Below are 23365 nucleotides of genomic sequence, written 5' to 3'. Positions count from 1 at the left end.
CCATTCCGCTCAGATTCACCGATCACCCGGCGCCCCTGGTCAGGCATGACTACCGACCGGTAGCGTCTGGCGGCATGTTCGCTGCCTACGCCGCCCGAATCGACCGAGACCAGCCGCTGAACGGCCTTGAGCTGGGCGACCGCCCCGCTCCGGAGGCCCGCCCCGGCTGGGTGACCGTGAACGTCAGGGCCGCCTCCCTCAACCACCACGACCTGTGGTCGCTGCGCGGAGTCGGCCTCGGCGAGGAAAAACTGCCGATGATCCTCGGCTGCGACGCCGCCGGGACCGACCAGGACGGCAACGAGGTCGTCCTGCACTCCGTGATCGGCCAGAGCGGCCACGGGGTGGGCCCGGACGAGCCCCGCTCGATCCTGACCGAGCGCTACCAGGGCACCTTCGCCGAGCAGGTGACCGTCCCCGCCTGGAACGTGCTGCGCAAGCCGGCCGAGCTCTCCTTCGAGGAGGCCGCCTGCCTCCCGACGGCCTGGCTGACCGCGTACCGGATGCTCTTCACCAACGCCGGGGTGCGCCCCGGGGACTCCGTCCTGGTCCAGGGCGCGGGCGGCGGGGTGGCCACCGCCGCGATCGTCCTCGGCAAGGCGGCCGGCCTGCGGGTCTTCGCCACCAGCCGGGACGAGGCCAAGCGCAAGCGGGCGGTGGAGCTCGGCGCGGTGGACGCGTACGAGCCGGGCGCCCGGCTCCCGCAGCGGGTGGACGCGGTGATCGAGACGGTGGGCGCGGCCACCTGGTCGCACTCGGTGAAGTCCCTGCGGCCGGGCGGAACCCTGGTCATCTCGGGCGCGACGAGCGGCGACCGTCCGGCGCACGCCGAACTGACCCGGATCTTCTTCCTGGAACTGAAGGTGGTCGGCTCGACCATGGGCTCCAAGGACGAACTGGAGGACCTGCTGTCCTTCTGCGCGGCCACGGGCGTGCGGCCGGTGATCGACGAGGTGCTGCCCCTGGACCGGGCACGGGAGGGGTTCGAGAAGCTCGCCTCGGGCGACCTGTTCGGCAAGGTGGTCCTGACGGTCTGACCCCGCCCGATGATGTCAATCAGGGTTGACACCCCTCCCGTTGTCAACCTACATTGACATGCATGACGGAAGCTACCGATCTCGCCGAACGAGCCGGTGACCGCGACCCTCGCGTGGGCCTGCGCGCCGTGGCCGCCCTCCGCAGGCTGCTGGAGCAGCTGGAGGCGGTCCAGGTGCGCAGCGCCCGGGCGCAGGGCTGGTCCTGGCAGGAGATCGCGGCCGAGCTGGGTGTCACCCGGCAGGCCGTGCACAAGAAGCACGGGAGGCTTTGATGTTGGAACGCTTCACGACCGCGGCCCGCGCCACCGTGACGGGCGCCGCGTCCGAGGCCCGGCGGGCCGGGGCCCCGACGGTCACCGAGGAGCACCTGCTGCTGGCGCTGCTCGCCCAGGGCGCCTTGGACCCCCTGGGCGTCGACCGGGCGGCGGTCGCGGCCGCCCTCGCCGAAGCCCGGCGCCGGGGCGGCATGTCCCGGGCCGACGAGGAGGCACTGGCCGGACTCGGCATCGACCTCACCGAGATCATCTCCCGGGTCGAAGAGGCCCACGGCGAAGGCGCCCTCAGCCCCGCCGCACCCCGCAGGCGGACGCTGGGCGCCTCGCTCCGCTCGGCCCTCGGCCGCCCCGGCCCGGAGCCGGACCGCCGCCACGTCCCCTTCGCCCAGGGCGCGAAGAAGACCCTGGAGCAGTCGCTGCGGATCGCCGTGGGCCGCAGGGACCGCCACATCACCACCGTGCACCTGCTGTTGGCCCTGCTCTCCCGGCCGGGCACGGTCTCCGAGGTCCTGGCCGACCACGGAGTCACGTACGCCGGCGCCGAGCGCGGCCTGGCGGCCTGATCCCGGGCGCTCCGCCCCGGGCACTCCGCACCGGGCGCCACTGCCCGGGCGCCACTGCCCGGGCGCCACTGCCCGGGCGCCACTTCCCCGGGCACTACTTCCCCGGCGCTACTTCCCCGGCCGGAGCGCCGCCGTGACGCGGGTCGCGGCGGCGGCCAGGTGGGCGCGGGCCTCGGCCAGCTGGGCCGGGCTCACCCCGTGGTCGCGGGCCGCGTCGCGGATGTCGTCGCGGAAGCGGTCCAGCAGCCGGTCCAGGTCGCGGGCCGGGTCGGCGGTGGCGGTCAGGTCCTCGGCCCAGAGGGGTTGCGCGCCCGTGGAGGCCGCCGGGGCGCTGGGCTCCGCCGCCGGGGTGCCGCCGCCGAGCCAGGCTCCGGCCAGGCTCCCCAGCATTCCGCCCGACTTGGCGAACTGCTCCTGGAGCTGGCCCGCGATCCGCTGCACCTCCTCGCGCGCCCGCTCCTGGGCCTCCTTGGCCTGGTGACGGGCCTGCTGGGCCTCCTCGCGGGCCCGGCGGCTCTCGTCCTTCGCCCGCCGCGCCTGCTCCTTCCACTCCGCCTTGGCCTTGCGGAGCTCCTCCTTGGCGGCCTTCCAGCCCTCGTCGTCGACCTGGGTCGTCGTCGCGGAGGCGGCGGCCCGCATCTCGCGCCGCAGGGCACCCGCCGCGCCCCGGACGTCGTCGCGCATCTCGGCGGCCAGCTCGGAGACCGAGTCGCGGATCTCCAGCTCCAGGTCGGCCAGTTCACCGCCGCGGTCGGCCAGTTCGGCGCGGCCCGCCTCGGTGATCGAGTAGACCTTGCGCCCGCCTTCGGTGGCGTGGGTGACGAGCCCCTCGGCCTCCAGCTTGGCGAGCCGCGGGTACACGGTGCCCGCGGAGGGCGCGTACAGCCCCTGGAAACGCTCCTCCAGCAGGCGGATCACCTCGTAGCCGTGGCGCGGGGCCTCGTCCAGCAGCTTGAGGAGGTAGAGGCGGAGGCGGCCGTGGGCGAAGACGGGCGGCATGTCAGAGCACCTTCTTGTCGAGCGCGAGCGGGGCGGCGGGGGCGTCCGGGGTCTCCGCGGGCGGGCGGCGCAGCAGCGCGATCGCGCCGGAGACGGTGGTGGCCCGCAGGGTGCCGGTGCCGGCGCCGAGCGTGCCGGTGATCCGCTTGGCGCCCAGCTGGCCCGAGACGCGCAGGTCCTCGAAGGCGTTGGAGACCCCGCCGGTGGCGGTGTTGGCCTCGACCCGCGCGTCGGCGGGGTGGGGCAGGCGGATCGCGACCTGGCCGGAGACCGAGTTCAGGGAGATGTCGACCGGCTTCGGCGCGGCCGGGTCCAGGGCCAGGTCGATGAGCATGTCACCGCTGACCGAGTCGGCCCGTACGCTGCCGCCCGCGCCGTCGACCACCGTCAGGCCGCCGGAGACCGAGTGGAAGCCGAGCTCACCGGTGACGGACTGGGCCTCGACGCTGCCGGAGACGGTGTGGGCCTTGACCTTGCCGGAGAGGCCGACCAGGGTCGCGTCGCCCGAGACGCCGTTGACGTCGGTGTCGGCGCTGATGCCGGAGACGAAGGCCGCCGCGCTGACGGTGGCCAGCTGGACGGTGGTGGTGGAAGGGACGGTGAGGGTGACGGTGACGCTGCGCTCCCAGGCCTTGCGGCCGTCGGCGCTGCCGCCGGACCAGGCCTTCCACGGCTTGCTCTCGAACCACTTCTTGAAGCCCTGGGTGCCGTTCCAGGGGAGGTCCTCGTAGGAGAGGGTGAGGACGCCGCCCTCCTGCACCACGTGCAGGGGCGGGCCGTCGACCTCGGCCACCTCCAGCCGGGCGGGGCCCTCGTCGGCCGCGACGACGTTCACCGTGCCGCCGACGACCCGGACGCGGAGCTCGGTCACCGGCTGCTCGAAGCCGAGCTTCTGCAGTGCGGCGACGGACCACGTCATCTGCTCTGCCATGGTGCTGCTCCTCCTCGTGCGTTACGGACCCTGGCTCGACGCACGCAACATATCGCGTCTTCTGAATAACACGATATATCGCGGTCAGGGGAAGTCAAGCGGGGGACGGAGAACAGCCGTACCCCCCTCCGGCGGCCGGAGGGGGGTACGGGTGGGAGGCGGCCTACGCGGCCAGCAGCGGGCTCGCGTGGTGGTGGAGCCAGGCCCGGTACGGCGGGGTGCGCAGGGCGGCTTCGCGGTAGGCCGCGCGGAGGTCCTCGTACACCTCCGCGTGCGCGCCCGGCAGGGTCGCCAGGAGCAGCCGTACGGCCAGCGGGTCGCCCGACAGCGGCCTGATCGCCATGTCGTCCCGCGGCCCCGAGGTCGGCTGGCAGGGGGCGACGGCCTCGCCGGAGACGATCAGCGAGGTCGCCGTGTGGTAATCGGCGTGCAGCACGGGCGGATCCAGCCCGGCCCCGGCGAACACCCGCCGCAGGCCGTCCCATTCGCCGTCCACCGACGGGTCGACCGTCCAGCGGTCGCCCGCCAGGTCCCGTAACTCCACCACGGGCCGCCGCGCCGCTGGATGGTCCCGCGACATCGACACGAACTGCGGTTCGCGCTCCATCAGCACGCGCAGCTCGAGCCCGGCCGGCACCCGCAGCGGGCTGCCCTCCACCTCGTGCACGAACGCCACGTCGAGCTGCCCCGAAGCCACCATCCTCAGCAGCGCGTTGGCCGACACGTCGACCACCAGCGAGGTCTCCGTCTCCGGGGACCGCCGGTGCAGCCTGCGCAGCCACCCCGGCAGGGCGCGGCTGGCGGTCGAGCCGATCCGCAGCCGCGGCCCGTGCGCGGCGGCCCGGGCTTCGGCGACGAGCGCGGCCATCTCGGCGAGCAGCGGGCGCGCCCGGCCCAGTACGGTACGGCCGAATGGTGTGGGCCTACATCCGGTCCGTTCTCGCAGGAACAGCTCCCCTTCCAGGGCGCGTTCGATACGGCGCAGCTGGGTGGTCAGCGAGGGCTGGCTCACGCCGAGCTGCCGCGCCGCCTTGTGCAGGCTGCCGGCGTCGGCGATGGCGCACAGCGCCCGCAGATGCCTCACCTCGAGCTCCATGACCAGAGGGTAGGGCGGGCGGTCCAGGCCGCACCAGTCGCTGATAGCCCCCCGAATCCCGCCATTCTCACGCTAGTTGACCTACCGAAAACTCCCCGATAGCCCGGCGTTATCGATGGCTGACATCATCCGCCGGGCACTCGTGCTCCCGCAGACTCCGGTACCGAACGACCCACCCCCCACACCGGATGAGTAGGAGCCCCCCCACATGCGCCACTCCCGTAAGGCCGTGCTTGCCGCCACCGTCGGCGTCGGCCTCGCCGCCGCCCTGGCCGGCGTCGTCCCCACCGCCAGCGCCGCCCCCGCCCCCGTCGGCAATGCCGCCAGCTACGCCGCGTACGAGCGTTCGCAGGAGAACGAGGCCGCCAACAAGGCCTTCTTCGAGGCCGTTCAGCGCTCGGTGGCCGAGCAGCAGGCCGCCAACCCCGGCATCCAGGCCGTCACGGTCACCTACAACACCCGCAACGCGCCCAGCTTCCGCAGCGTGATATCCCGGTCGACGCAGATCTGGAACAGCTCGGTGTCCAACGTCAAGCTCCAGGAGGTGTCCTCCGGCGGGAACTTCTCGTACTACGAGGGCAACGACTCGCGGGGTTCCTACGCGAGCACGGACGGCCACGGCCGGGGCTACATCTTCCTCGACTACGCGCAGAACCAGCAGTACAACTCCACCCGCGTGACGGCCCACGAGACGGGCCACGTCCTGGGTCTGCCGGACCACTACTCGGGTCCGTGCAGCGAGCTGATGTCGGGCGGCGGACCGGGTACGTCCTGCACGAACCCCAACCCGAACTCCGCCGAGCGCTCGCGCGTCAACCAGCTGTGGGCCAACGGCCTCGCCGCCTCGGGTCTGGGCGCCAAGGGCTAGACCGTACCCGCCGGGCGGAGCCGGGCGGGTTCCGCGAGGGAGCGCCCGGGTCCGGCCCTACCTCTCCGGGGGCGCGTACGCGGGGCAGTCCGGGTTCCGGCAGGGACCCGGACCCCACTCCGGTACGAAGATCCCGAGGGACTTGCGCCGCCTGATCGTCGTGTCCACGGAACGCCCGCAGACCGCGCACGAGCGCTGCTCGTGCCCGGCCTGCGGGGCGATCGTCTCCTGCGCCTGCTGCTGCTCGTCACCGGCCATACCTCCACGGTAGGCCGGTTCCGCGCATCCGGCGGGTCAGCGCTTGCGCGCGTACCTGGTCACGACCTGGCCGCCGGGGAAGTGCTTGACGTCCTGCAGCTCCAGCTCGCGGACCGCGAAGCCGGCGCGGGACATCGGAATGCCCGAGCCCGCGAAGACGGGGTACTGCTTGATGACGAACTCGTCGATCTCGTCGACCAGCTGTCCGGCCAGGTCGGCCCCGCCGCAGAGGTAGATCCCCAGACCGGGCCGCGCCTTCAGCTCCCGCACCCGCGCCGCCACGTCCCCGCTGATGATCTCCACGGCCGGGTCCGGCGACTCGGCGATGGAGCGGGAGGCGACGTACTGGTCGAGGTGGGCGTAGGGGCTGGTGATGCCCACCTTGAGCGCCGGGTCGTAGGTGCCGCGCCCCATGACGATCGCGTCGAAGTGCCTGCCCGCCGCACCGTCGGCGCCGATCGCCTTGCGGACGTGGGTGGGAAGGGTCTCCGGGAACTCCCCGAACATGGCGCCGGAGTACTCCGGGTCCATCCACCGGGTCAAGTAGTCCCCGTCGCCATCCGGGTCCGCGATGAACCCGTCGACCGACGTGGCGATGAAGTACGTGAGCCTGCGCAAGCGAGTCTCTTCCGTTCGGCAGTGCCACCGCTCCGGGGCACGTCGGCTAAAGTACTTCAGCTGAAGTACTTTGCCAAGCCCCTTTTCTCAGCCCCGCGGCTTGCGCCACATCGGCCACATCAGCGGCCCCTGCGGCAGCTGGACCGCCGTACCCGTGAACTCCCAGCCGAGCCGCTCGTACAGGGCCTTGCTGCGCTCGCTGCTCGCCTCCAGGTACGCGGGCACCCCCTCGCGGTCGCACCGCTCCAGCACCGGCCGCATCAGCTCCGTACCCAGCCCCTCGCCCTGCCGCCCCGGCGCGACCGCGATCATCAGCAGGTACTCGTGCTCCTCCGAGGTCGGGTGCACCTCCCCGGTCAGCCGCCCCACGAGCTCGCACCGCTCGTTGTCGGGGTCGGCCGCCGCGCGCATCTTCGCCGGGACCTCGTCCTCGACGGCCTCGCCCCCCGGATCGCCCGCCGGGACCCGCAGCCACAGCGCCGCCGCCGAGCCGTCCGCGGCGCAGTCGATCCGGCCCTCGGCCAGCGCCACGTCCACGAAGACGCCGAGGAACTTCCCGTGCACCGCCGCCCGGTGCTCCGGGTCCGGGAAGACCCAGCCGCTCACCGGGTCGTCGCGAAACGCCTCGTCGAGCAGCCGCGCCACCGCGTCCCGGTCCGACTGATCCGCCTGACGTATCTCCAGCACCACTGGACCCACCCTTCGCTCACCCGTCAACAACCGCGAGCGATCCTAGAGTTGGGCCGGAGAGTTGCGAAGGCGCGGACGGGCCGCGGACGCGAAAAGGCCTGTTCCGCCACCCTGCGGTGCCGGAACAGGCCCCCTCCACACCCGGAGCTATTTGGTGCGGCGCGTGACGAACTCCGCCAGCGCCAGCAGCCCGCCCGCCGCCCCGAGGTCCGGGACGGCCCTGGACAGCTGCTGCACGGCCCGGCCCATCCGGTCCGCTGCGTGGGCCTGCGCCCAGTCGCGGCCGCCGGCCCGGTCCACCGCGTCGGCCGCCGCGTGTACGTCGTCCCCGGTCATGGGGCCCGCGTACAGGGCGGCCAGCTCCTCCCCCGCCGCGGTGCCCGAGGTGAGGGCGGCCACGACCGGGAGGGACTTCTTGCGGGCGATCAGATCGGCCCCGGCCGGCTTGCCGGTGTGCCCCGGGTCGCCCCAGATGCCGATCAGGTCGTCGATGAGCTGGAAGGCCAGCCCGGCCTCCCGCCCGAAGGCGTCCATCGCGTCGACCTCGTCCGGCCCGGCCCCCGCGTACAGCGCTCCCAGCGCGCACGCGCAGCCCAGCAGCGCCCCGGTCTTGGCCGTGGCCATCGTCAGGCACTCGTCGAGCGAGACGTCCGGTCGGCGCTCGAAGGCACAGTCCGCCTGCTGCCCCGCGCAGAGCTCGATGACGCAGGCCGCGAGCCGGGCCGCCGCCGCGCCGGAGGCCGGGTGCGGGTCCTCGGCGAGCAGCTTCAGCGCGAGCGACATCATGGCGTCGCCCGTGATGATCGCGTCGGGTATCCCGAAGACGGTCCAGGCCGTGGCCCGGCCGCGGCGCCGCACGTCCTTGTCGATGACGTCGTCGTGCAGCAGCGTGAAGTTGTGGGCCAGCTCCACGGCCGCCGCCGCCCGGACGGCGTCCCCGGGCTTGCCCCCGGCCCCTTGCAGGGCCTGGGCCGAGGCGAGCACGAGCGCGGGCCGGATGGCCTTGCCCGCGTTCCCCGTGGCCGGGGTGCCGTCCGCCCGCTCCCAGCCGAAGTGGTACATCGCCACCCGCCGCATCCCGCCCGGCAGGCTCTCGACGGTCCGGCGCAGCTCCGGGTTGACCGTTTCTCTTGTCCGCTCCAGGAGGGCCGCGGCCTCGTGGCCCTCGCTGGTGGTGATCGCCTCGGTGGTCGCCATCGCGCCTCCCGGTTGCTGTTCGGCCGGTCCGCTCATCAGCGCCAGCGGGCGATCTCGACGTTCTCGAGGACGCCGAGGGCGTCCGGGACGAGCACCGCGGCGGAGAAGTAGGTGGTGACCAGGTACGAGATGATCGCCTGCTCGCTGATGCCCATGAAGCGGACCGAGGTGCTCGGCTCGATCTCGTCCGGGATCCCCGGCTGGTGCAGGCCGATGACGCCCGACTCCGATTCGCCCGTGCGCATGCACAGGATGGAGGTGGTCCGGGCGTCGCTGATCGGGATCTTGTTGGACGGGAACATCGGCACCCCGCGCCAGGACGGGACGCGGTGACCGCCGATCTCGACCGACTCCGGGTACAGGCCTCGCTTGTTGCACTCGCGGCCGAAGGCGGCGATGGCCTTCGGGTGGGCGAGGAAGAACTTGCTGCCGCGCCGCATGCTGAGCAGCTGGTCCATGTCGTCGGGGCTCGGCGCGCCGTCGTGCGGCTGGATGCGCTGGTCGTAGTCGGCGTTGTGGAGCAGGCCGAAGTCGTGGTTGTTGAGCATCTCGTGCTCCTGGCGCTCGCGGAGCGCCTCGACCGTGAGCCGCAGCTGCTGCTCGGTCTGGTTCATCGGCTGGTTGTACAGGTCGGCGACGCGCGTGTGGACCCGCAGAACCGTTTGCGCGATGGAGAGCTCGTACTCGCGCGGGCGGGCCTCGTAGTCCACGAAGGTGCCGGGCAGCACGGCTTCGCCCTGGTGGCCTGCGGAGAGGTCGATCGCGGCCTCGCCGTACTTGTTGGTGCGCTGGGCGGGCAGCGACCGTACGCCGTCGACGTGCGCGCGGAGCGACTCGACCCGGTCGGCGAGGATCTGGAAGTCCTGGCGGGTGAGGACGAGCGCCGTGCCGGAGGTGACGGCGCGGGCGGTGTACTCCCAGATCGCCTCCTCGTCGACCAGGGCGTCCTCGCCGAAGTAGGCGCCGTCGGCGACGGTCTGGAGGACCGCGTCGTCCCCGTAGGGGCCGGTGCCGATCTGCTCGATGCGGCCGTGGGCGAGCAGGAACACCTTGTCGGACGGGCTGCCGAACGAGGTGAGCTCCTGGCCGGCCTCGAAGTCGATCTGGTGGCACCGCGCGGCAAGTTCGGTCAGGACGTCGACGTCCTCGTAGTCGCGCAGCAGCGGGAGCTCGCCGAGCTCGGCCGGGATCACCTGGACCTGGGTCCCGGTCTTGATGAACTCGACGCGTCCGTCGCCGACCGAGTAGCTCAGCCGGCGGTTGACCCGGTACGTACCGCCCTGCACCGACACCCACGGAAGCATCTTCAGCAGCCACCTGGAGGTGATCTCCTGCATCTGCGGAGCGGACTTGGTCGTGGTTGCCAAGTTCCGCGCGGCCGAGGTCCCGAGACTGCGCTGCGGTGCCTGGACGCCGGATTCGGAACCTGCCTGGACCGACATGTATTTCCCTTTCGATCACTCCATGGATCTGCGGGATGCAGCCTTTCAGTACGGAACGTGGTGGGACCATTACACAAAAGGGTGGGACTACTCCGTCCGGGGCGTGGGCACTCTCATGAGTTCACCTCCCCCTCTACAGGACCTCCGGCCCCACGCGTTTCAGCCATCGCTCTCCTCCGGGGCCACCGCGAGGGCCAGGGGACGGGGAGTTAATTTGCATTGGAAATGCAAGTTTCCCTACCCTGAGGTCATGCGGCTGACCCGGTTCACCGATCTGGCACTCCGCGTCCTGATGCGCCTGGCGGTCGAGGACGCGGACCTCCCCACCACGCGCGACGTGGCCGCGACCATGGAGGTCCCCTACACCCACACCGCCAAGGTGGTCGCGAGGCTCCAGCACCTCGGCCTGGTCGAGGCCCGGCGCGGCCGGGGCGGCGGGCTGACCCTCACCGCCGCCGGACGCGCTGCCTCGGTGGGCGCGGTGGTGCGCGAACTGGAAGGGGCCGGCGACGTCGTGGACTGCGACGGCGCCACCCCCTGCCCACTGCGCGGGGCCTGCGTCCTGCGCGGCGCGCTGCGCCGGGCCCAGGAGGCGTTCTTCGCCGCGCTCGACCCCCTCACGGTGAACGACCTGGTCGCGGCCCCGACCGGGCCCCTGCTGCTGGGCATCTCGGGCGGCCCGCCGGGCGGGGTCCGGGCCTGAGGGGGCGGGTGGCCGGTTCCGAGCGGCGTCCGGCCGCGGCGCCCGCCCCGCAAACCCCTCGAACCGGTGGCCGCACAGATGTCCGCACGGACGTCCAGGCCGCCGGAATTCACCGCGCCGTTAAATACGCATCTTGTATACCACTTACGCACACTTGCACACCACTGACACGAGGAGCTCCCCGATGCTGTCCGAGAAGTCGACCGCGACCGTTCGCGCCACCCTGCCCGCCGTCGGGGCGGCCATCGGCGACATCACCGAGCTCTTCTACGCGAAGCTCTTCGCGGCCCACCCGGCCCTGCTCCGCGACCTGTTCAACCGCGGCAACCAGAACGCGGGCCTCCAGCAGCAGGCCCTGGCCGGCTCCATCGCCGCCTTCGCGACCCACCTCCTCGCGCACCCGGACACCCGCCCCGACGTCATGCTCGGCCGGATGGCCCACAAGCACGCCTCCCTCGGCATCACCCGAGAGCAGTACCCCGTCGTCCACGAGCACCTCTTCTCCGCCATTGCCGAGGTGCTCGGCGAGGCCGTCACCGCCGAGGTCGCCGAGGCCTGGGACGAGGTGTACTGGCTGATGGCCAACGCCCTCATCGCCATCGAGGAGCGCCTGTACGCCGAGCAGCGCGTCGTCGCGGGCGACGTCTGGCGCGAGTGGACCGTCGCCGCCCGCGTCGAGGAGACCGCGGACTGCACCACCTTCCGGCTCACCCCGGCCGACGGCGCCGGGGCGCCCCCCTTCCGGCCCGGCCAGTACGTCTCCGTACAGGTCGAACTGCCCGACGGAGCCCGGCAGATCCGCCAGTACAGCCTCTCCACCTCCCCCGGCTCCCCGATCCGCGCGATCACCGTCAAGCGGGTCCACGGCCCGGCCGCCGCGGGCCCCGACGGCGAGGTCTCCAACCACCTGCACGCCGCGGCCGGCGTCGGCGACACCCTGCGCGTCTCGGCCCCCTACGGCGACCTGGTGCTGCGGGACTCGCCCGCGCCGGTGCTGCTCGCCTCGGCCGGCATCGGCTGCACCCCGATGCTGTCGATGCTGGAGCACCTGGCCGACACCGGGCACGCCTCGCCGGTGACCGTCCTGCACGCGGACCGCTCCCCGGCCGACCACGCCCTGCGCAACGACCACCGGGCGCTGGCGCACAAGCTCGCCGACGCCTCGGTCCGCTTCTGGTACGAGAGCGGCCACGAGGGCGCCGAGCCCGGCGACGGCGCCGGCCGGCTCGACCTGGCGCAGGTCCCGGTCGCCCCGGGCACCCAGGCCTACCTCTGCGGGCCGCTCCCCTTCATGCGGGCGGTGCGCGAGCAGCTGCTCGGCAAGGGCGTGGCCGCGGCGGACATCCACTACGAGGTGTTCGGCCCGGACCTGTGGCTCGCCTCGGCGTAGTGCGCGCGCCCCGTCGCGGCGGGCGGCGGGCCCGGACGGACCGATGTCCGGATCGGCTCGCTCGCCGTACGAATGCACTAGCCCCGGAAGGACTCGCTCCACTACACCGGTAGGTAACGAGGCGGACACGAAAGGTGACCGCCACGCACGGCAAAGGAGGCGGCCATGGCCGCACCCCTGTCCGCGGACCGGTTCATCGAAGCCTTGCGGCACGAGGGTCTGACCGTCGTCGAGGTGGGCGCCTGGCGCACCCACAACCGCAACCACAAGGGGCCCTGGGGCCCGGTGCACGGGGTGATGATCCACCACACCGTCACGCACGGGACCTCGTACACCGTCGCGCTCTGCCGGGACGGCGACGAGGCCCTGCCCGGCCCGCTCTGCCACGGCGTGATCACCAAGGACGGCCGGGTCCACCTGGTCGGGTACGGCCGCGCCAACCACGCCGGGGCGGGCGACTCCGACGTCCTGGCGGCGGTGAAGGCGGAAAAGCGGCTCCCGGCCGACCACCACGCCGACACCGACGGCAACCGCCACTTCTACGGCTTCGAGTGCGAGAACCTCGGCGACGGCGAGGACGACTGGCCGCAGGTCCAGCTCGACGCCATGGTCCGGGCGGCGGCGGCGCTGTGCCGGGCCCACGGATGGACCGGGCGCTCGGTGATCGGCCACCTCGAATGGCAGCCCGGCAAGATCGACCCGAAGGGGTTCACGATGGCCTGGTTCCGCGACCGGGTGGCCGACCGCCTGAAGTGACGGCCGCCCGTGCCCGACACCGGGTCGGTGGCCACGCCACCGTGATCGCCCGGATCCGACTTCCTGGAGCACCGCTCCACGCGCGCGTCACCCGCGGGGCACAGCCCAGGCCCGCTGGGCGGCGGCGAGCAAGACAGTCCGGCGTGCCGGCGCCGGCCACGCTCGGACCACCCGAATCGTGTGGGCGGGGCTTTGACGTGCGACGGCGCGGGCAGGAGCGCTCCACAATGGACGGGTGAACCGCCCCGCGAACCCCGACGTGCTCCTGCGGCCGCGGCCGCCCTCGCCGGTGCAGGAGATCCGCGACGAGCGGTTCGACCGGCACGGCGTACGGCTGCTGCTCAAGCGGGACGACCTCGTGCACCCGGAGCTGCCGGGGAACAAGTGGCGCAAGCTCGCGCCGAACCTGCGGGCGGCGGTGGACGGCGGCTTCCCGGCGCTGCTGACCTTCGGCGGGGCCTACTCGAACCACCTGCGGGCCACCGCGACGGCCGGGCGGCTGCTCGGTCTGCCGGCGGTCGGGGTGGTCCGGGGCGACGAGCTGGCCGGGCGTCCGCTCAACCCCTCGCTGGCCCGGTGCGCGGCGGACGGGATGCGGCTGCACTTCGTCCCCCGGTCGGAGTACCGCCGCAAGGCCGAGCCCGAAACGCTGGCCCGGGTACTGTCGGCCGCCGGCGCGGAGGGTGCGTACGTCGTCCCGGAGGGCGGCAGCAACGCCCTGGCCCTGCGGGGCTGCGCGGAGCTGGGCCGCGAGCTGCGCGGGGCGGCCGACGTGGTCGCGGTCGCCTGCGGCACGGGCGGCACCCTGGCGGGCCTGGCGGCGGGGCTGGGGCCCGGCGGGCGCGCGCTGGGCGTCCCGGTCCTCGCGGGCGGCTTCCTGGCGGCGGAGATACGTTCCCTCCAGCAGGCCGCCTTCGGGGGCCCGGCCGGAGACTGGAGCCTGGCCGAGGGCTTCGACCACGGCGGCTACGCGAAGGTCCCGGCGGAACTGGAGGCGTTCGCGGCGGACTTCGAGTCCCGCCACGGGATCGGCGTGGAGCGCATCTACGTGGCCAAGCTCCTCTGGGCCCTGGCCGCCCTGGCCCGCTCCGCCGCGTTCCCCCGGGGCACCACGCTCGCGGCCGTGGTCACCGGCTCCCCCTGACCCCGCGACCGCACCCCTGGCCCGGTCAGGCCCTGCCCCCTGCCTCTGACCCCGGCCCCGACCCCCGCCCCGCCGCCCGCGTCCGCCGCCCCCGCGCGCCGCGTCCCCTCAGGACGACTCCTCGCGGTACGCCGCCGCCTCCTCCAGGTCCAGCCGGCGCAGCAGCGCCCGCAGCATCTCGTCGTCGATGCGCCGCTGGTCCCGCAGCGTGACGAACACCTCCCGCTCGGCCTGGATCATCTCCCCGGCCAGCCGCCGGTAGACGGCGTCCGCCGACTCCCCCGTGACCGCGTTGACCTCGCCCAGCCGCTCCCACACCGCGTTGCGCCGCCGCTCCAGCACCGTCCGGAGCCGGTCCGCGAGCGGCGGCGGCAGGGCGTTCGCCGGGTCCTCCAGCAGTTCATCGAGCCGCTCCTCGGCCGCCCGCGAAGCCTCGCTCTGGGCCTGGGCCTCCGCCAGGGTCTCCGCCTGGAGGTCGCGCGGCGGCAGCCGCAGCAGGCGGATCAGCGGGGGCAGGGTCAGGCCCTGGACCACCAGCGTCCCGATGACGGTCGTGAAAGTGAGGAAGAGGATCAGGTTCCGGTGCGCCACGGTCGTCGGCACGGAGAAGGCGATGGCCAGCGAGACCACCCCGCGCATCCCGGCCCACCCCACGATCACCGGCGCCTTCCAGTCGGTCTCGGGCTCCCGCCTGCGGATCCGCTCGGACAGCCCCCTGGGCAGGAAGGTCGCCGGGAACACCCACAGGAACCGGGCCACGACCACGGCCAGGAACACCGCCAGCGCGTACCAGGCCGCGTCCCAGCCCTCGTACTCCGCGAGCCCCTTCAGGACCACCGGCAGCTGGAGGCCGATCAGCGCGAAGACCACCGACTCCAGCAGGAAGGAGATCATCTTCCACACCGCCGCCTCCTGGAGCCGGGTGGCGAAGTCGACCTGCCAGTTCCGGTGCCCGAGGTACAGGGCGACCACGACCACCGCGAGGACCCCGGAGGCGTGCACCCGTTCGGCCGCCGCGTACGCCACGAAGGGGATCAGCAGCGAGAGGGTGTTCTGGAGCAGCGGTTCGCGCAGCCGCCTGCGCAGCAGGTGGATCGGCACCATCAGCAACAGGCCCACGCCGACCCCGCCCACGGAGGCCAGCAGGAACTCGACGATCCCGCCCGCCCACCCGGCGCTGACCCCGACCGCCGCGGCCAGGGCCACCTTGTAGGCGGTGATGGCGGTGGCGTCGTTCACCAGGGACTCGCCCTGGAGGATGGTGGTGATCCGGTTCGGCAGCCCCAGCTTCCGGGCGATCGCGGTGGCGGCCACCGCGTCGGGCGGCGCGATCACCGCGCCCAGCACCAGCGCCACGGGCAGCGACAGGCCCGGAACCACCAGGTAGGCCGCGTACCCGACGGCGAGCGTCGCGAAGAGCACGTACCCGACCGACAGCAGCGCGACGGGCCGGGCGTTGGCCCGCAGGTCCAGGTACGAGCTGTCCACGGCGGCCGTGTGCAGCAGCGGCGGGAGCAGCAGGGGCAGCACGATGTGCGGGTCGAGCGTGTACGACGGCACGCCCGGGATGTACGCCGCTATCAGCCCGGCCGCGACGAGCATCAGCGGGGCGGGCACCGGTGTCCGGCGTGCCAGTCCCGCGACGACCGCGCTGCCCGCGACCAGCGCCACCAGCGGCAATACCTCCATCGAAGACCCGTCCTCATCGTCAAGTGGGCGCCCGCACCTCAGTACGCTGGCCATCATGAGCGAGTGCACCCACGTTGCCGAACTGCCGCGCCCCGAGCCCATCCCGCTTGCCCTGACCTGCCCTGAATGTCTGGCGCTCGGGAGCCATCCGGTCCAGCTGCGGATGTGCCTGGGGTGCGGGCATGTGGCCTGCTGCGATTCCTCCCCGTTCCGGCACGCCACGGCCCACCACAACGAGACGGGCCACCCGGTGATGCGGAGCTTCGAGCCGGGCGAGACCTGGCGGTGGTGTTTTGTCGACGGTTCGATCGTCTGAGGCGGGGTAGGTCAACCCTCCGCCGGTTCCCCTGATTTGGGCCCGCAGACCCCTAGCCACTGAGCGTACCCATGGGCTTACCATCAGTCACCGGCCCACAGGTGCGGGTGCTTCGGGTGTGCGCCATGAGGGGTGCCGCGACACGATCGCCCGGATCGCGATAGCGTCACCGGCGAACAGAGCTCGTACCACCTTGGAGGTGAGGGTGTCCCAGATCGCAGGCGAGCCCGGGACCCAGGACTTCGTGGAAGTCCGGCTGCCGGCTGCGGGTGCCTACCTGTCGGTGCTGCGAACGGCCACGGCCGGCCTCGCGGCACGTTTGGACTTCACCCTCGACGAGATCGAGGACCTCCGCATCGCGGTGGACGAAGCCTGCGCGATCCTGCTCCAGCAGGCCGTGCCGGGCTCCGTCCTCAGCTGCGTCTTCCGCCTGGTGGACGATTCGCTGGAGGTCACGGTCTCCGCACCGACCACCGACGGGCGCGCACCGGAGCGGGACACGTTCGCGTGGACGGTCCTGTCGGCGCTGGCCGGCAAGGTCGAGGCCACGGTCGAGGAGAACCGGACAGTGAGCATCAGCCTTTACAAACAGCGCGGCGCGGGGCCAGGCCCGGCGTGAGCGGCGGGGAGATCCCGGTGCGGGGCGGGGATCGGCCCCGGGTACGGCACGAGGTCGACGGCGGCATCCCGGAACAACAGCACGCCCGGCCGCACCCGGCTGACGCGGATGCGGAAGACGGCTTTTTGGACTCGGCGGAGCGACGGGCGGGCCCTATGAGCGACAACCAGCACGGACAACCACAACCATCCCAGCCGGCCGATGCCGCTGCCACGGCCCCGGCGGCGCCGGCTCCGCCCCTGGCCCTGCCGTCGGCGGCGCTGCCGGATCCGCGCGACCGCAGCGGCGCGCGGGCCCTGTTCTTCGAGCTCCGGGAGCTGCCCGACGGCTCGCCGGAGCGGGCGGAGCTGCGCAACCGGCTGGTCCGGATGCACCTGCCGCTGGTGGAACACCTGGCGCGGCGGTTCCGCAACCGCGGCGAGCCGCTCGACGACCTCACGCAGGTCGCGACCATCGGCCTGATCAAGTCGGTGGACCGGTTCGATCCGGACCGCGGCGTCGAGTTCTCGACGTACGCCACCCCCACGGTCGTCGGCGAGATCAAGCGCCACTTCCGCGACAAGGGCTGGGCGGTACGGGTGCCGCGGCGCCTCCAGGAGCTGCGGCTCTCGCTGACCACCGCCACGGCGGAACTGTCACAGCAGCACGGCCGCTCCCCCACGGTCCACGAGCTCGCCGAACGGCTCGGGATCTCCGAGGAGGAGGTGCTGGAGGGGCTGGAATCGGCCAATGCCTACAGCACGCTCTCCCTCGACGTCCCGGACACGGACGACGAGTCGCCGGCGGTGGCGGACACGCTCGGCTCGGAGGACGAGGCGCTGGAGGGCGTCGAGTACCGCGAGTCGCTCAAGCCGCTGCTGGAGGGGCTGCCGCCGCGGGAGAAGCGGATCCTGCTGCTGCGCTTCTTCGGCAACATGACCCAGTCGCAGATCGCGCAGGAGGTCGGCATCTCCCAGATGCACGTGTCCCGGCTGCTGGCCCGCACCCTGGCCCAGCTCCGGGAGAAGCTCCTCGTCGAGGAGTAGGCCGCACCCCGGGTGCGTACGGGTTATCGGGCCTGTTCCCCAGGCCCGATCCCCAGTGCTTCGGTGGCGGTCGGGTTCACCAGCAGTACGGCGACGGCCACTGCCGCCAGCGCCAGCGCCACCGCGGCGGCGGTCATCGCCCCGCCCGTGTTCCACAGGGTCCAGGCCACCGGCAGCGCCATCAGCTGGGTGATCAGCGCCGGGCCGCGGCTCCAGCGGCGGCCCAGGCGCAGCCCGCGCGCCGCGATGAGCGGGAGCGCGGCGAGCGCGAGCAGGGTGATGCCCCCGGTCTCGGCCTGCTGCGGGGAGTCGGGGTCGCCGGCGATGCCCACGAACAGCATGTAGACGCCGAGGGCGGCCAGCGCCAGGCCCTCCAGGGCGGTGAGCGCGGCGGCGGCCGTCAGCCGGCCGGGGAGCGCGGCGGGCGCTGCGGCGGCCGGTACGGCGGGGGCGTTCTTGGTCGGCTTCTTACTCACCCCAGCAGGGTAGCCGCGCCCGGCCGGGCCGGGAGGGGACGGGCAGTATGGGCGCCCTGATCAGGGGTGGGTAGGCTGGCGCCCATGCGTGCACTTCTCGTGGCCAACCCAGCAGCGACGACCACCAGCGCGCGCACGCGTGACGTACTGACCCATGCCCTGGCCAGCGAGATGAAGCTGGAGGCGGTCACCACCGAGTACCGGGGGCACGCGCGGGACCTCGGCCGCAAGGCGGCCCACGAGGGTGTCGACCTCGTCGTGGCCCTGGGCGGGGACGGCACGGTGAACGAGGTGGTCAACGGGCTGCTGCACAACGGCCCCGATCCGGACCGGCTGCCCCGGCTGGCCGTGGTCCCCGGCGGCTCCACGAACGTGTTCGCCCGCGCGCTCGGACTGCCGAACGACGCGGTCGAGGCGACGGGCGCCCTGCTGGACGCGCTGCGCGAGCAGCGGGAGCGGACGGTGGGCCTCGGCCTGGCGGCCGGCAGCCCGGGTACGGAGGACGAGTCGGTCCCGGCGCGCTGGTTCACGTTCTGCGCGGGATTCGGTTTCGACGCGGGTGTGGTGGGACGGGTCGAGCAGCAGCGCGAGCGCGGCAAGCGTTCGACGCATGCCCTGTACGTACGACAGCTCATGCGTCAGTTCTGGGACGAGCCGAACCGCAGGCACGGCACGGTCACGCTGGAGCGGCCCGGCGCGGATCCGGTGACGGACCTCGTGCTGTCGATAGTCTGCAACACCTCGCCCTGGACGTACCTCGGCAACAGGCCGTTGTATGCGTCTCCGGAGGCGTCGTTCGATACCGCGCTTGACGTATTGGCACTCAATCGTTTGTCAACTCCGGCGGTCGCCAGGTACGCCACACAGCTCCTGACCTCGACTCCTGAGCGCGGTCCGCACGGCAAGCATGCGGTGTCTCTGCACGATCTGACCGACTTCACCTTGCATTCGAAGGTTCCCCTCCCGTTCCAGATGGACGGCGACCACCTCGGACTGCGGACCAGCGTTCGGTTCACAGGCGTTCGCCGTGCACTGCGTGTGATTGTGTGAGTGGAAGGGGCCAAAGTCCTTTCACTCGAACGTTTACACGCTGGTCCACCCCTAGGAACTAGGGCTGTGACCTAGTAGACACCGACGAATCCAAAAAAACTTTCCGGAAGGGGTTGTATCCCCGTCCGAGGTTTGCGAATCTCTACATGGCGATCGGGACAGCCCGCAGAACCGGCACCCACACAGACCGCCAGAACCCCTCCACAAATCTTGGACCGCACCGGGCAACTGGGCGTCGGCCCTTCCCTCACGGGGGGATTCGTGAAAGCGTTCACATTCACAAGCAACGTGCATGTCACACAAGAGAGGTAGCAGCCATGGACTGGCGTCACAACGCCGTTTGTCGTGAGGAAGACCCCGAGCTGTTCTTCCCCATCGGCAACACCGGTCCTGCGCTGCTGCAGATCGAGGAAGCCAAGGCCGTCTGCCGCCGCTGCCCCGTCATGGAGCAGTGCCTGCAGTGGGCGCTCGAGTCCGGTCAGGACTCCGGCGTCTGGGGCGGTCTCAGCGAGGACGAGCGCCGCGCGATGAAGCGCCGCGCCGCTCGCAACCGGGCGCGCAACGCCACCGCCTGACATCGACTTTCGAGCCTCGAGCCGCAGCGCGTAGTAACCGTATAAGCGCTCAGCAACGTGCTCTTGAGCCCCGGACCGAGAACCTTCGGTCCGGGGCTCAGTGCTGTCCGGGGCGGACTTCCGGCGATTCGTCACCCTGAGTGACGGACCCGCTGCTACTCGCTGCTACTACTTCTGCGGGCTGGCCGGTATGTCGAGCACGACCCGGGTGCCGCGCGGCTCGACCCGGACCATGTCGAAGGTGCCGCCCAGTTCGCCCTCCACGAGGGTGCGTACGATCTGCAGCCCGAGGTTGCCGGCCCGCTGCGGGTCGAAGCCCTCGGGCAGACCGCTCCCGTCGTCGAGCACGGTGATCAGCAGCCGGGCGTCGACCCGGCCGGAGCCGGAGCGGGCGGCGGAGACCTCGACGGTGCCGCCCTCCCCCTGGGTGAAGGCGTGCTCCAGGGCGTTCTGCAGGATCTCGGTCAGCACCATCGACAGCGGAGTGGCCACCTCCGCGTCCAGGATCCCGAACCGGCCGGTACGCCGGCAGTCCACCTTGCCGGGCGAGATCTCGGCGACCATGGCGATCACCCGGTCGGCGATCTCGTCGAACTCCACCCGCTCGTCCAGGTTCTGAGAGAGCGTCTCGTGCACGATCGCGATCGACCCGACCCGGCGGACGGCCTCGTTCAGCGCCTCGCGGCCGCCCTCCGAATCCATCCGGCGGGCCTGGAGCCGCAGGAGCGCGGCCACGGTCTGGAGGTTGTTCTTCACCCGGTGGTGGATTTCCCGGATGGTCGCGTCCTTGGTGATCAATTCACGTTCGCGACGCCGCAGTTCCGTGACGTCGCGGCACAGCACCAGGGAGCCGATGCGGGTGCCCTTGGGCTTGAGCGGGATCGCGCGCAGCTGGATGACCCCGCCGTTGCCCTCGACCTCGGTCTCCCGGGGGGCCCAGCCGCTGGCGAGCTTCTCCAGGGCCTCGTCCACCGGGCCGCGGGAGGGGGCGAGTTCGGCGGTGGTGTTGCCGAGGTGCTGGCCGACCAGGTCGGAGGCGAGCCCGAGCCGGTGGTAGGCGGAGAGCGCGTTCGGGGACGCGTACGTCACCACGCCCTCGGCGTCGAGGCGGATCAGGCCGTCGCCGACCCGGGGGGAGGCGTCCATGTCGACCTGCTGGCCGGGGAACGGGAAGGAGCCCGCCGCGATCATCTGCGCCAGGTCGGAGGCGGACTGGAGGTAGGTCAGCTCCAGTCGGCTCGGTGTACGCACAGTGAGCAGGTTGGTATTGCGCGCGATCACACCCAGTACGCGGCCCTCGCGGCGGACGGGGATCGACTCGACGCGGACCGGAACCTCCTCGCGCCACTCCGGGTCGCCCTCGCGCACGATCCGGCCCTCGTCGAGGGCGGCGTCGAGCAGCGGGCGCCGGCCGCGCGGAACCAGGTGCCCGACCATGTCGTCCTGGTACGAGGTGGGGCCGGTGTTCGGGCGCATCTGCGCGACCGAGACGTACCGCGTGCCGTCGAGGGTGGGCACCCACAGCACGAGGTCGGCGAAGGAGAGGTCGGAGAGCAGCTGCCACTCCGAGACCAGCAGGTGGAGCCACTCCAGTTCGGTTTCACTGAGAGCGGTGTGCTGGCGTACGAGGTCGTTCATGGAGGGCACGTGGCGAGCGTACCCCGGGTAGGGTCATGACTTTTCCCACGGCGAATACTCAGGAGTACCCAGGAGCGCCCGAGTCCGCGTACTGTTGGAGGAAGTGACGGGATTACGACCCCCGTCATTGGATGGACAGGACAGATTGGTCTAGTCCACAATTGGCCACAGCTTCCGCCCTCCCCGCACAGGAGGACGGATCGAGGAAGCCGCGCGCTCTGCCCTGACCGCGCAGGCCCCTCCCACCGGCCGGAGGGAACCGCACACCCGCCGGCCGTAAGTACTCCGGGCTACGGTGCCGGACGGGTTGAGGGTCCCGTCCTGCACCGTGGCCCAGAGGAATTTCAGGGCCCGATTTCCTCGAATTCCCTTACCGCGGCCAGGCGAGTACCGCCATTTCCGCGACCGCCTCCAGTTCCTCCCGGGTCGCCCCGTCGCGCGACTGCTGCGACATCCCCTGGAGCACGGCCCCGGTGTAGCGGGCCAGCGCGCGTGCGTCCGTACCGGCCGGGAGCAGGCCGGCGGCGACGTCGGCCCTGATCCGGCTCTCGAACATCTCAAGGTTCGCGTTGCGCCGCACGCGCAGGGCCTCGGCCACCTCCTCGGAGGTGGTGTTGATGGCCGCGCTGATCACCATGCAGCCCGGCGGGTGGGCGGGGTCCGTGTAGATCTCGGCGGCCTCGCGCAGGATGCGGTCCATGGCCGCGCGTGCGGTGGGCTCCTCCGCGAGCGCCACGCCCGCGAAGTCGCCGTACCGGCCTCCGTAGACCACGACGACCTCGTCGAAGAGCTTGCGCTTGTCACCGAAGGCCGCGTAGAGGCTCGGCGCACCGATGCCGAGCTCCTTGGTCAGGTCGGCGATCGAGGTCGCCTCGTAGCCCCGCTCCCAGAAGGCGAGCATGGCCTTGTCGAGGGCGGCGTCGCGGTCGAAGGAGCGGGGCCTGCCGCGCTGTCCGGTCACCATGCGCTCATTCTATAGCGGGCATTACGGAATCTGCTACGGTCCGTTCTGTAGCGACCACTAGAGATTGCGAAGGGGGGCGCGTCATGGGCGTGCTCAAGGGCAGGACGGCGCTGGTCACGGGCGGCAGCCGGGGCATCGGCCGGGCCGTGGCCGAGCGGCTGGCACGGGACGGGGCACTCGTCGCGGTGCACTACGGGCACCAGGAGGCGGCGGCGAAGGAGACGGTCGCGGCGATCGAGTCGGCCGGCGGGCGGGCGTTCGCGATCCGGGCGGAGCTCGGGGTGCCGGGTGACGCGCAGGCGCTCTGGGCGGCGTACGAGGCCCACCCGGCGCACACCGAGGAGGTGGACGTCCTGGTGAACAACGCGGGGGCGGCGTTCTTCGGCGGGATCGAGGAGACGGACGAGGCCGCCTACGAGCGGGCGCAGGCCCTCAACGCGCGGGCGCCGTTCTTCGTGATCCGCGAGGGACTGGCGCGGCTGCGGGACGGGGGCCGGATCGTGAACGTGACCGGCACCCCCGACATCGCGCTGCCCGCGATCCTGGCCACCATCATGGCGAAGGGCGCGGTGAACGCCCTGACGGTGTCGCTGGCCGCCGCGCTCGCCCCGCGCGGGATCACCGTGAACTCGGTCGGTCCCGGCATCACGGAGACCGACCTGAACGCGGCCTGGCTGGCCGACCCCGCGGCCCGGGCCCACGCCGCGTCACGCTCCGTGTTCGGCCGGATCGGCACGGCGGAGGAGGTCGCGGACGTGGTCGCCTTCCTGGCCTCGCCGGACTCCCGCTGGATGACGGGCCGCCACCTGGACGCCACGGGCGGCCTCCAACTGGCGCTGCTCTAGCGGGGATACCGCGCCGGTCGGGCCGAAAGCACTCCCGGCCCGACCGGCAAGGCCCTGGACCGGCAGGGCCCCGGGCCAGCAGGGCCCCGGGCCGGCAGGGCCTAGCTGTGTTGTCCCGGGACGTTGGTGACACGCGTGCTGGGTTCTTGAAATGGGTGAGGGCCTCCGGGTTCGGTGTGGATTGCGACATCTACATCGTTC

Annotated in this window: 26 protein-coding genes; 14 read left to right on the top strand and 12 right to left on the bottom strand. The window is 72.3% G+C overall.

From position 1 onward, the window contains the following. Positions 1-74: 74 nt before the first annotated feature. From ACZ4TG_RS37445 to ACZ4TG_RS37435, 3 genes are all read left to right on the top strand, one after another. Positions 75-1037, top strand: coding sequence for a zinc-binding dehydrogenase (locus ACZ4TG_RS37445; protein WP_468172675.1), 963 nt, complete (start codon positions 75-77; stop codon positions 1035-1037). A gap of 62 nt (positions 1038-1099) precedes the next feature. Beyond that, positions 1100-1309 (top strand): hypothetical protein, encoded by a 210-nt coding sequence (locus tag ACZ4TG_RS37440; RefSeq protein WP_053676451.1) that lies wholly within the window; start codon positions 1100-1102, stop codon positions 1307-1309. Beyond that, positions 1309-1875 (top strand): Clp protease N-terminal domain-containing protein, encoded by a 567-nt coding sequence (locus ACZ4TG_RS37435; protein ID WP_468172672.1) that lies wholly within the window; start codon positions 1309-1311, stop codon positions 1873-1875. Before ACZ4TG_RS37440 ends, ACZ4TG_RS37435 begins: the two co-directional genes overlap by 1 nt. A 108-nt stretch (positions 1876-1983) precedes the next feature. Here the strand turns inward: ACZ4TG_RS37435 and ACZ4TG_RS37430 are convergent, their stop codons facing one another. From ACZ4TG_RS37430 to ACZ4TG_RS37420, 3 genes are all read right to left on the bottom strand, one after another. Next, positions 1984-2874 (bottom strand): PadR family transcriptional regulator, encoded by an 891-nt coding sequence (locus ACZ4TG_RS37430; protein WP_468172669.1) that lies wholly within the window; start codon positions 2872-2874, stop codon positions 1984-1986. Between the two features lies 1 nt (position 2875). After that, on the bottom strand, positions 2876-3805 hold the full coding sequence (locus tag ACZ4TG_RS37425) for a DUF4097 family beta strand repeat-containing protein (RefSeq protein ID WP_468172666.1): 930 nt from the start codon (positions 3803-3805) through the stop codon (positions 2876-2878). Between the two features lie 163 nt (positions 3806-3968). Next, on the bottom strand, positions 3969-4901 hold the full coding sequence (locus ACZ4TG_RS37420) for a LysR family transcriptional regulator (protein ID WP_468172663.1): 933 nt from the start codon (positions 4899-4901) through the stop codon (positions 3969-3971). 208 nt (positions 4902-5109) lie between these two features. Here ACZ4TG_RS37420 and snpA point away from each other — a divergent pair, with 208 nt between their 5' ends. Continuing rightward, positions 5110-5769: a snapalysin gene (snpA, locus tag ACZ4TG_RS37415; protein ID WP_468172660.1), complete on the top strand. Its 660-nt coding sequence runs from the start codon at positions 5110-5112 to the stop codon at positions 5767-5769. A 57-nt stretch (positions 5770-5826) separates the two neighbouring features. Here snpA and ACZ4TG_RS37410 read toward each other — a convergent pair whose 3' ends face one another. The 5 genes from ACZ4TG_RS37410 to ACZ4TG_RS37390 all read right to left on the bottom strand — a co-directional run bounded on the left by ACZ4TG_RS37410 (position 5827) and on the right by ACZ4TG_RS37390 (position 9974). After that, the gene (locus ACZ4TG_RS37410) at positions 5827-6027 is read right to left on the bottom strand and encodes a hypothetical protein (RefSeq protein ID WP_468172657.1); all 201 of its coding nucleotides are present in this window, start codon (positions 6025-6027) and stop codon (positions 5827-5829) included. Positions 6028-6063: 36 nt separating this feature from the next. Then, entirely contained in the window at positions 6064-6645 is a 582-nt protein-coding gene (locus ACZ4TG_RS37405) for a dihydrofolate reductase family protein (protein ID WP_468172654.1), read from the bottom strand. 87 nt (positions 6646-6732) lie between these two features. Beyond that, entirely contained in the window at positions 6733-7335 is a 603-nt protein-coding gene (locus ACZ4TG_RS37400) for a GNAT family N-acetyltransferase (RefSeq protein WP_468172780.1), read from the bottom strand. 147 nt (positions 7336-7482) lie between these two features. After that, positions 7483-8532 (bottom strand): family 2 encapsulin nanocompartment cargo protein polyprenyl transferase, encoded by a 1050-nt coding sequence (locus ACZ4TG_RS37395; protein ID WP_468172651.1) that lies wholly within the window; start codon positions 8530-8532, stop codon positions 7483-7485. 35 nt (positions 8533-8567) lie between these two features. Next, complete coding sequence (locus tag ACZ4TG_RS37390) at positions 8568-9974, bottom strand: family 2B encapsulin nanocompartment shell protein (protein ID WP_468172648.1); 1407 nt, start codon at positions 9972-9974, stop codon at positions 8568-8570. Positions 9975-10224: 250 nt separating this feature from the next. On the opposite strand from ACZ4TG_RS37390, the gene ACZ4TG_RS37385 reads away from it, so the two are divergent. The 4 genes from ACZ4TG_RS37385 to ACZ4TG_RS37370 all read left to right on the top strand — a co-directional run bounded on the left by ACZ4TG_RS37385 (position 10225) and on the right by ACZ4TG_RS37370 (position 13967). Beyond that, a complete protein-coding gene (locus ACZ4TG_RS37385) occupies positions 10225-10677 on the top strand; it encodes an RrF2 family transcriptional regulator (protein ID WP_468172645.1) in 453 nt (150 codons plus the stop codon). 184 nt (positions 10678-10861) lie between these two features. Beyond that, the gene (locus ACZ4TG_RS37380; RefSeq protein WP_468172642.1) at positions 10862-12067 is read left to right on the top strand and encodes a globin domain-containing protein; all 1206 of its coding nucleotides are present in this window, start codon (positions 10862-10864) and stop codon (positions 12065-12067) included. A 165-nt stretch (positions 12068-12232) separates the two neighbouring features. Then, positions 12233-12823, top strand: a complete 591-nt coding sequence (locus tag ACZ4TG_RS37375; RefSeq protein ID WP_468172639.1) for an N-acetylmuramoyl-L-alanine amidase — start codon at positions 12233-12235, stop codon at positions 12821-12823. A 235-nt stretch (positions 12824-13058) separates the two neighbouring features. Then, positions 13059-13967, top strand: a complete 909-nt coding sequence (locus ACZ4TG_RS37370) for a 1-aminocyclopropane-1-carboxylate deaminase/D-cysteine desulfhydrase (RefSeq protein WP_468172636.1) — start codon at positions 13059-13061, stop codon at positions 13965-13967. Positions 13968-14075: 108 nt separating this feature from the next. Here ACZ4TG_RS37370 and ACZ4TG_RS37365 read toward each other — a convergent pair whose 3' ends face one another. Further along, the gene (locus ACZ4TG_RS37365) at positions 14076-15656 is read right to left on the bottom strand and encodes a Na+/H+ antiporter (protein WP_468172633.1); all 1581 of its coding nucleotides are present in this window, start codon (positions 15654-15656) and stop codon (positions 14076-14078) included. Positions 15657-15711: 55 nt separating this feature from the next. Here ACZ4TG_RS37365 and ACZ4TG_RS37360 point away from each other — a divergent pair, with 55 nt between their 5' ends. From ACZ4TG_RS37360 to ACZ4TG_RS37350, 3 genes are all read left to right on the top strand, one after another. Continuing rightward, positions 15712-15972, top strand: coding sequence for a UBP-type zinc finger domain-containing protein (locus ACZ4TG_RS37360; protein WP_468172630.1), 261 nt, complete (start codon positions 15712-15714; stop codon positions 15970-15972). Between the two features lie 205 nt (positions 15973-16177). Beyond that, on the top strand, positions 16178-16591 hold the full coding sequence (locus ACZ4TG_RS37355) for an ATP-binding protein (RefSeq protein WP_008741530.1): 414 nt from the start codon (positions 16178-16180) through the stop codon (positions 16589-16591). Between the two features lie 11 nt (positions 16592-16602). Continuing rightward, a complete protein-coding gene (locus ACZ4TG_RS37350) occupies positions 16603-17616 on the top strand; it encodes an RNA polymerase sigma factor SigF (protein ID WP_468172777.1) in 1014 nt (337 codons plus the stop codon). A gap of 23 nt (positions 17617-17639) precedes the next feature. On the opposite strand, the gene ACZ4TG_RS37345 is transcribed toward ACZ4TG_RS37350, so the two are convergent. Further along, positions 17640-18092, bottom strand: coding sequence for a hypothetical protein (locus ACZ4TG_RS37345; protein ID WP_468172627.1), 453 nt, complete (start codon positions 18090-18092; stop codon positions 17640-17642). Positions 18093-18176: 84 nt separating this feature from the next. On the opposite strand from ACZ4TG_RS37345, the gene ACZ4TG_RS37340 reads away from it, so the two are divergent. Together ACZ4TG_RS37340 and ACZ4TG_RS37335 are read left to right on the top strand one after the other, a co-directional pair. Then, positions 18177-19142, top strand: a complete 966-nt coding sequence (locus ACZ4TG_RS37340) for a diacylglycerol/lipid kinase family protein (protein WP_468172624.1) — start codon at positions 18177-18179, stop codon at positions 19140-19142. Positions 19143-19459: 317 nt separating this feature from the next. After that, a complete protein-coding gene (locus ACZ4TG_RS37335; RefSeq protein WP_004937597.1) occupies positions 19460-19717 on the top strand; it encodes a WhiB family transcriptional regulator in 258 nt (85 codons plus the stop codon). Between the two features lie 168 nt (positions 19718-19885). On the opposite strand, the gene ACZ4TG_RS37330 is transcribed toward ACZ4TG_RS37335, so the two are convergent. Both ACZ4TG_RS37330 and ACZ4TG_RS37325 read right to left on the bottom strand, forming a co-directional pair. Continuing rightward, on the bottom strand, positions 19886-21355 hold the full coding sequence (locus ACZ4TG_RS37330; RefSeq protein ID WP_468172774.1) for a sensor histidine kinase: 1470 nt from the start codon (positions 21353-21355) through the stop codon (positions 19886-19888). Between the two features lie 370 nt (positions 21356-21725). Then, positions 21726-22319 carry a TetR/AcrR family transcriptional regulator gene (locus ACZ4TG_RS37325; RefSeq protein WP_468172621.1) on the bottom strand — a complete coding sequence of 198 codons (594 nt, stop codon included), beginning with the start codon at positions 22317-22319 and terminating at the stop codon, positions 21726-21728. Between the two features lie 83 nt (positions 22320-22402). Here ACZ4TG_RS37325 and ACZ4TG_RS37320 point away from each other — a divergent pair, with 83 nt between their 5' ends. After that, the gene (locus ACZ4TG_RS37320) at positions 22403-23164 is read left to right on the top strand and encodes an SDR family oxidoreductase (protein ID WP_468172618.1); all 762 of its coding nucleotides are present in this window, start codon (positions 22403-22405) and stop codon (positions 23162-23164) included. The last annotated feature ends 201 nt before the right edge of the window (positions 23165-23365 follow it).

The organism is Streptomyces sp. NPDC028314 (genome assembly GCF_055565795.1).
This window is presented reverse-complemented; position numbering and strand designations above follow the sequence as displayed.

Coding starts and splice junctions, on each gene's coding strand:
- ACZ4TG_RS37445 (WP_468172675.1), top strand. CDS start 75: ATGTTCGCTGCCTACGCCGCCCGAATCGACCGAGACCAGCCGCTGAAC.
- ACZ4TG_RS37335 (WP_004937597.1), top strand. CDS start 19,460: ATGGACTGGCGTCACAACGCCGTTTGTCGTGAGGAAGACCCCGAGCTG.
- ACZ4TG_RS37435 (WP_468172672.1), top strand. CDS start 1,309: ATGTTGGAACGCTTCACGACCGCGGCCCGCGCCACCGTGACGGGCGCC.
- ACZ4TG_RS37360 (WP_468172630.1), top strand. CDS start 15,712: ATGAGCGAGTGCACCCACGTTGCCGAACTGCCGCGCCCCGAGCCCATC.
- ACZ4TG_RS37365 (WP_468172633.1), bottom strand. CDS start 15,656: ATGGAGGTATTGCCGCTGGTGGCGCTGGTCGCGGGCAGCGCGGTCGTC.
- ACZ4TG_RS37395 (WP_468172651.1), bottom strand. CDS start 8,532: ATGGCGACCACCGAGGCGATCACCACCAGCGAGGGCCACGAGGCCGCG.
- ACZ4TG_RS37430 (WP_468172669.1), bottom strand. CDS start 2,874: ATGCCGCCCGTCTTCGCCCACGGCCGCCTCCGCCTCTACCTCCTCAAG.
- ACZ4TG_RS37375 (WP_468172639.1), top strand. CDS start 12,233: ATGGCCGCACCCCTGTCCGCGGACCGGTTCATCGAAGCCTTGCGGCAC.
- ACZ4TG_RS37325 (WP_468172621.1), bottom strand. CDS start 22,319: ATGGTGACCGGACAGCGCGGCAGGCCCCGCTCCTTCGACCGCGACGCC.
- ACZ4TG_RS37390 (WP_468172648.1), bottom strand. CDS start 9,974: ATGTCGGTCCAGGCAGGTTCCGAATCCGGCGTCCAGGCACCGCAGCGC.
- ACZ4TG_RS37340 (WP_468172624.1), top strand. CDS start 18,177: ATGCGTGCACTTCTCGTGGCCAACCCAGCAGCGACGACCACCAGCGCG.
- snpA (WP_468172660.1), top strand. CDS start 5,110: ATGCGCCACTCCCGTAAGGCCGTGCTTGCCGCCACCGTCGGCGTCGGC.
- ACZ4TG_RS37320 (WP_468172618.1), top strand. CDS start 22,403: ATGGGCGTGCTCAAGGGCAGGACGGCGCTGGTCACGGGCGGCAGCCGG.
- ACZ4TG_RS37380 (WP_468172642.1), top strand. CDS start 10,862: ATGCTGTCCGAGAAGTCGACCGCGACCGTTCGCGCCACCCTGCCCGCC.
- ACZ4TG_RS37330 (WP_468172774.1), bottom strand. CDS start 21,355: ATGAACGACCTCGTACGCCAGCACACCGCTCTCAGTGAAACCGAACTG.
- ACZ4TG_RS37420 (WP_468172663.1), bottom strand. CDS start 4,901: ATGGAGCTCGAGGTGAGGCATCTGCGGGCGCTGTGCGCCATCGCCGAC.
- ACZ4TG_RS37385 (WP_468172645.1), top strand. CDS start 10,225: ATGCGGCTGACCCGGTTCACCGATCTGGCACTCCGCGTCCTGATGCGC.
- ACZ4TG_RS37440 (WP_053676451.1), top strand. CDS start 1,100: ATGACGGAAGCTACCGATCTCGCCGAACGAGCCGGTGACCGCGACCCT.
- ACZ4TG_RS37410 (WP_468172657.1), bottom strand. CDS start 6,027: ATGGCCGGTGACGAGCAGCAGCAGGCGCAGGAGACGATCGCCCCGCAG.
- ACZ4TG_RS37425 (WP_468172666.1), bottom strand. CDS start 3,805: ATGGCAGAGCAGATGACGTGGTCCGTCGCCGCACTGCAGAAGCTCGGC.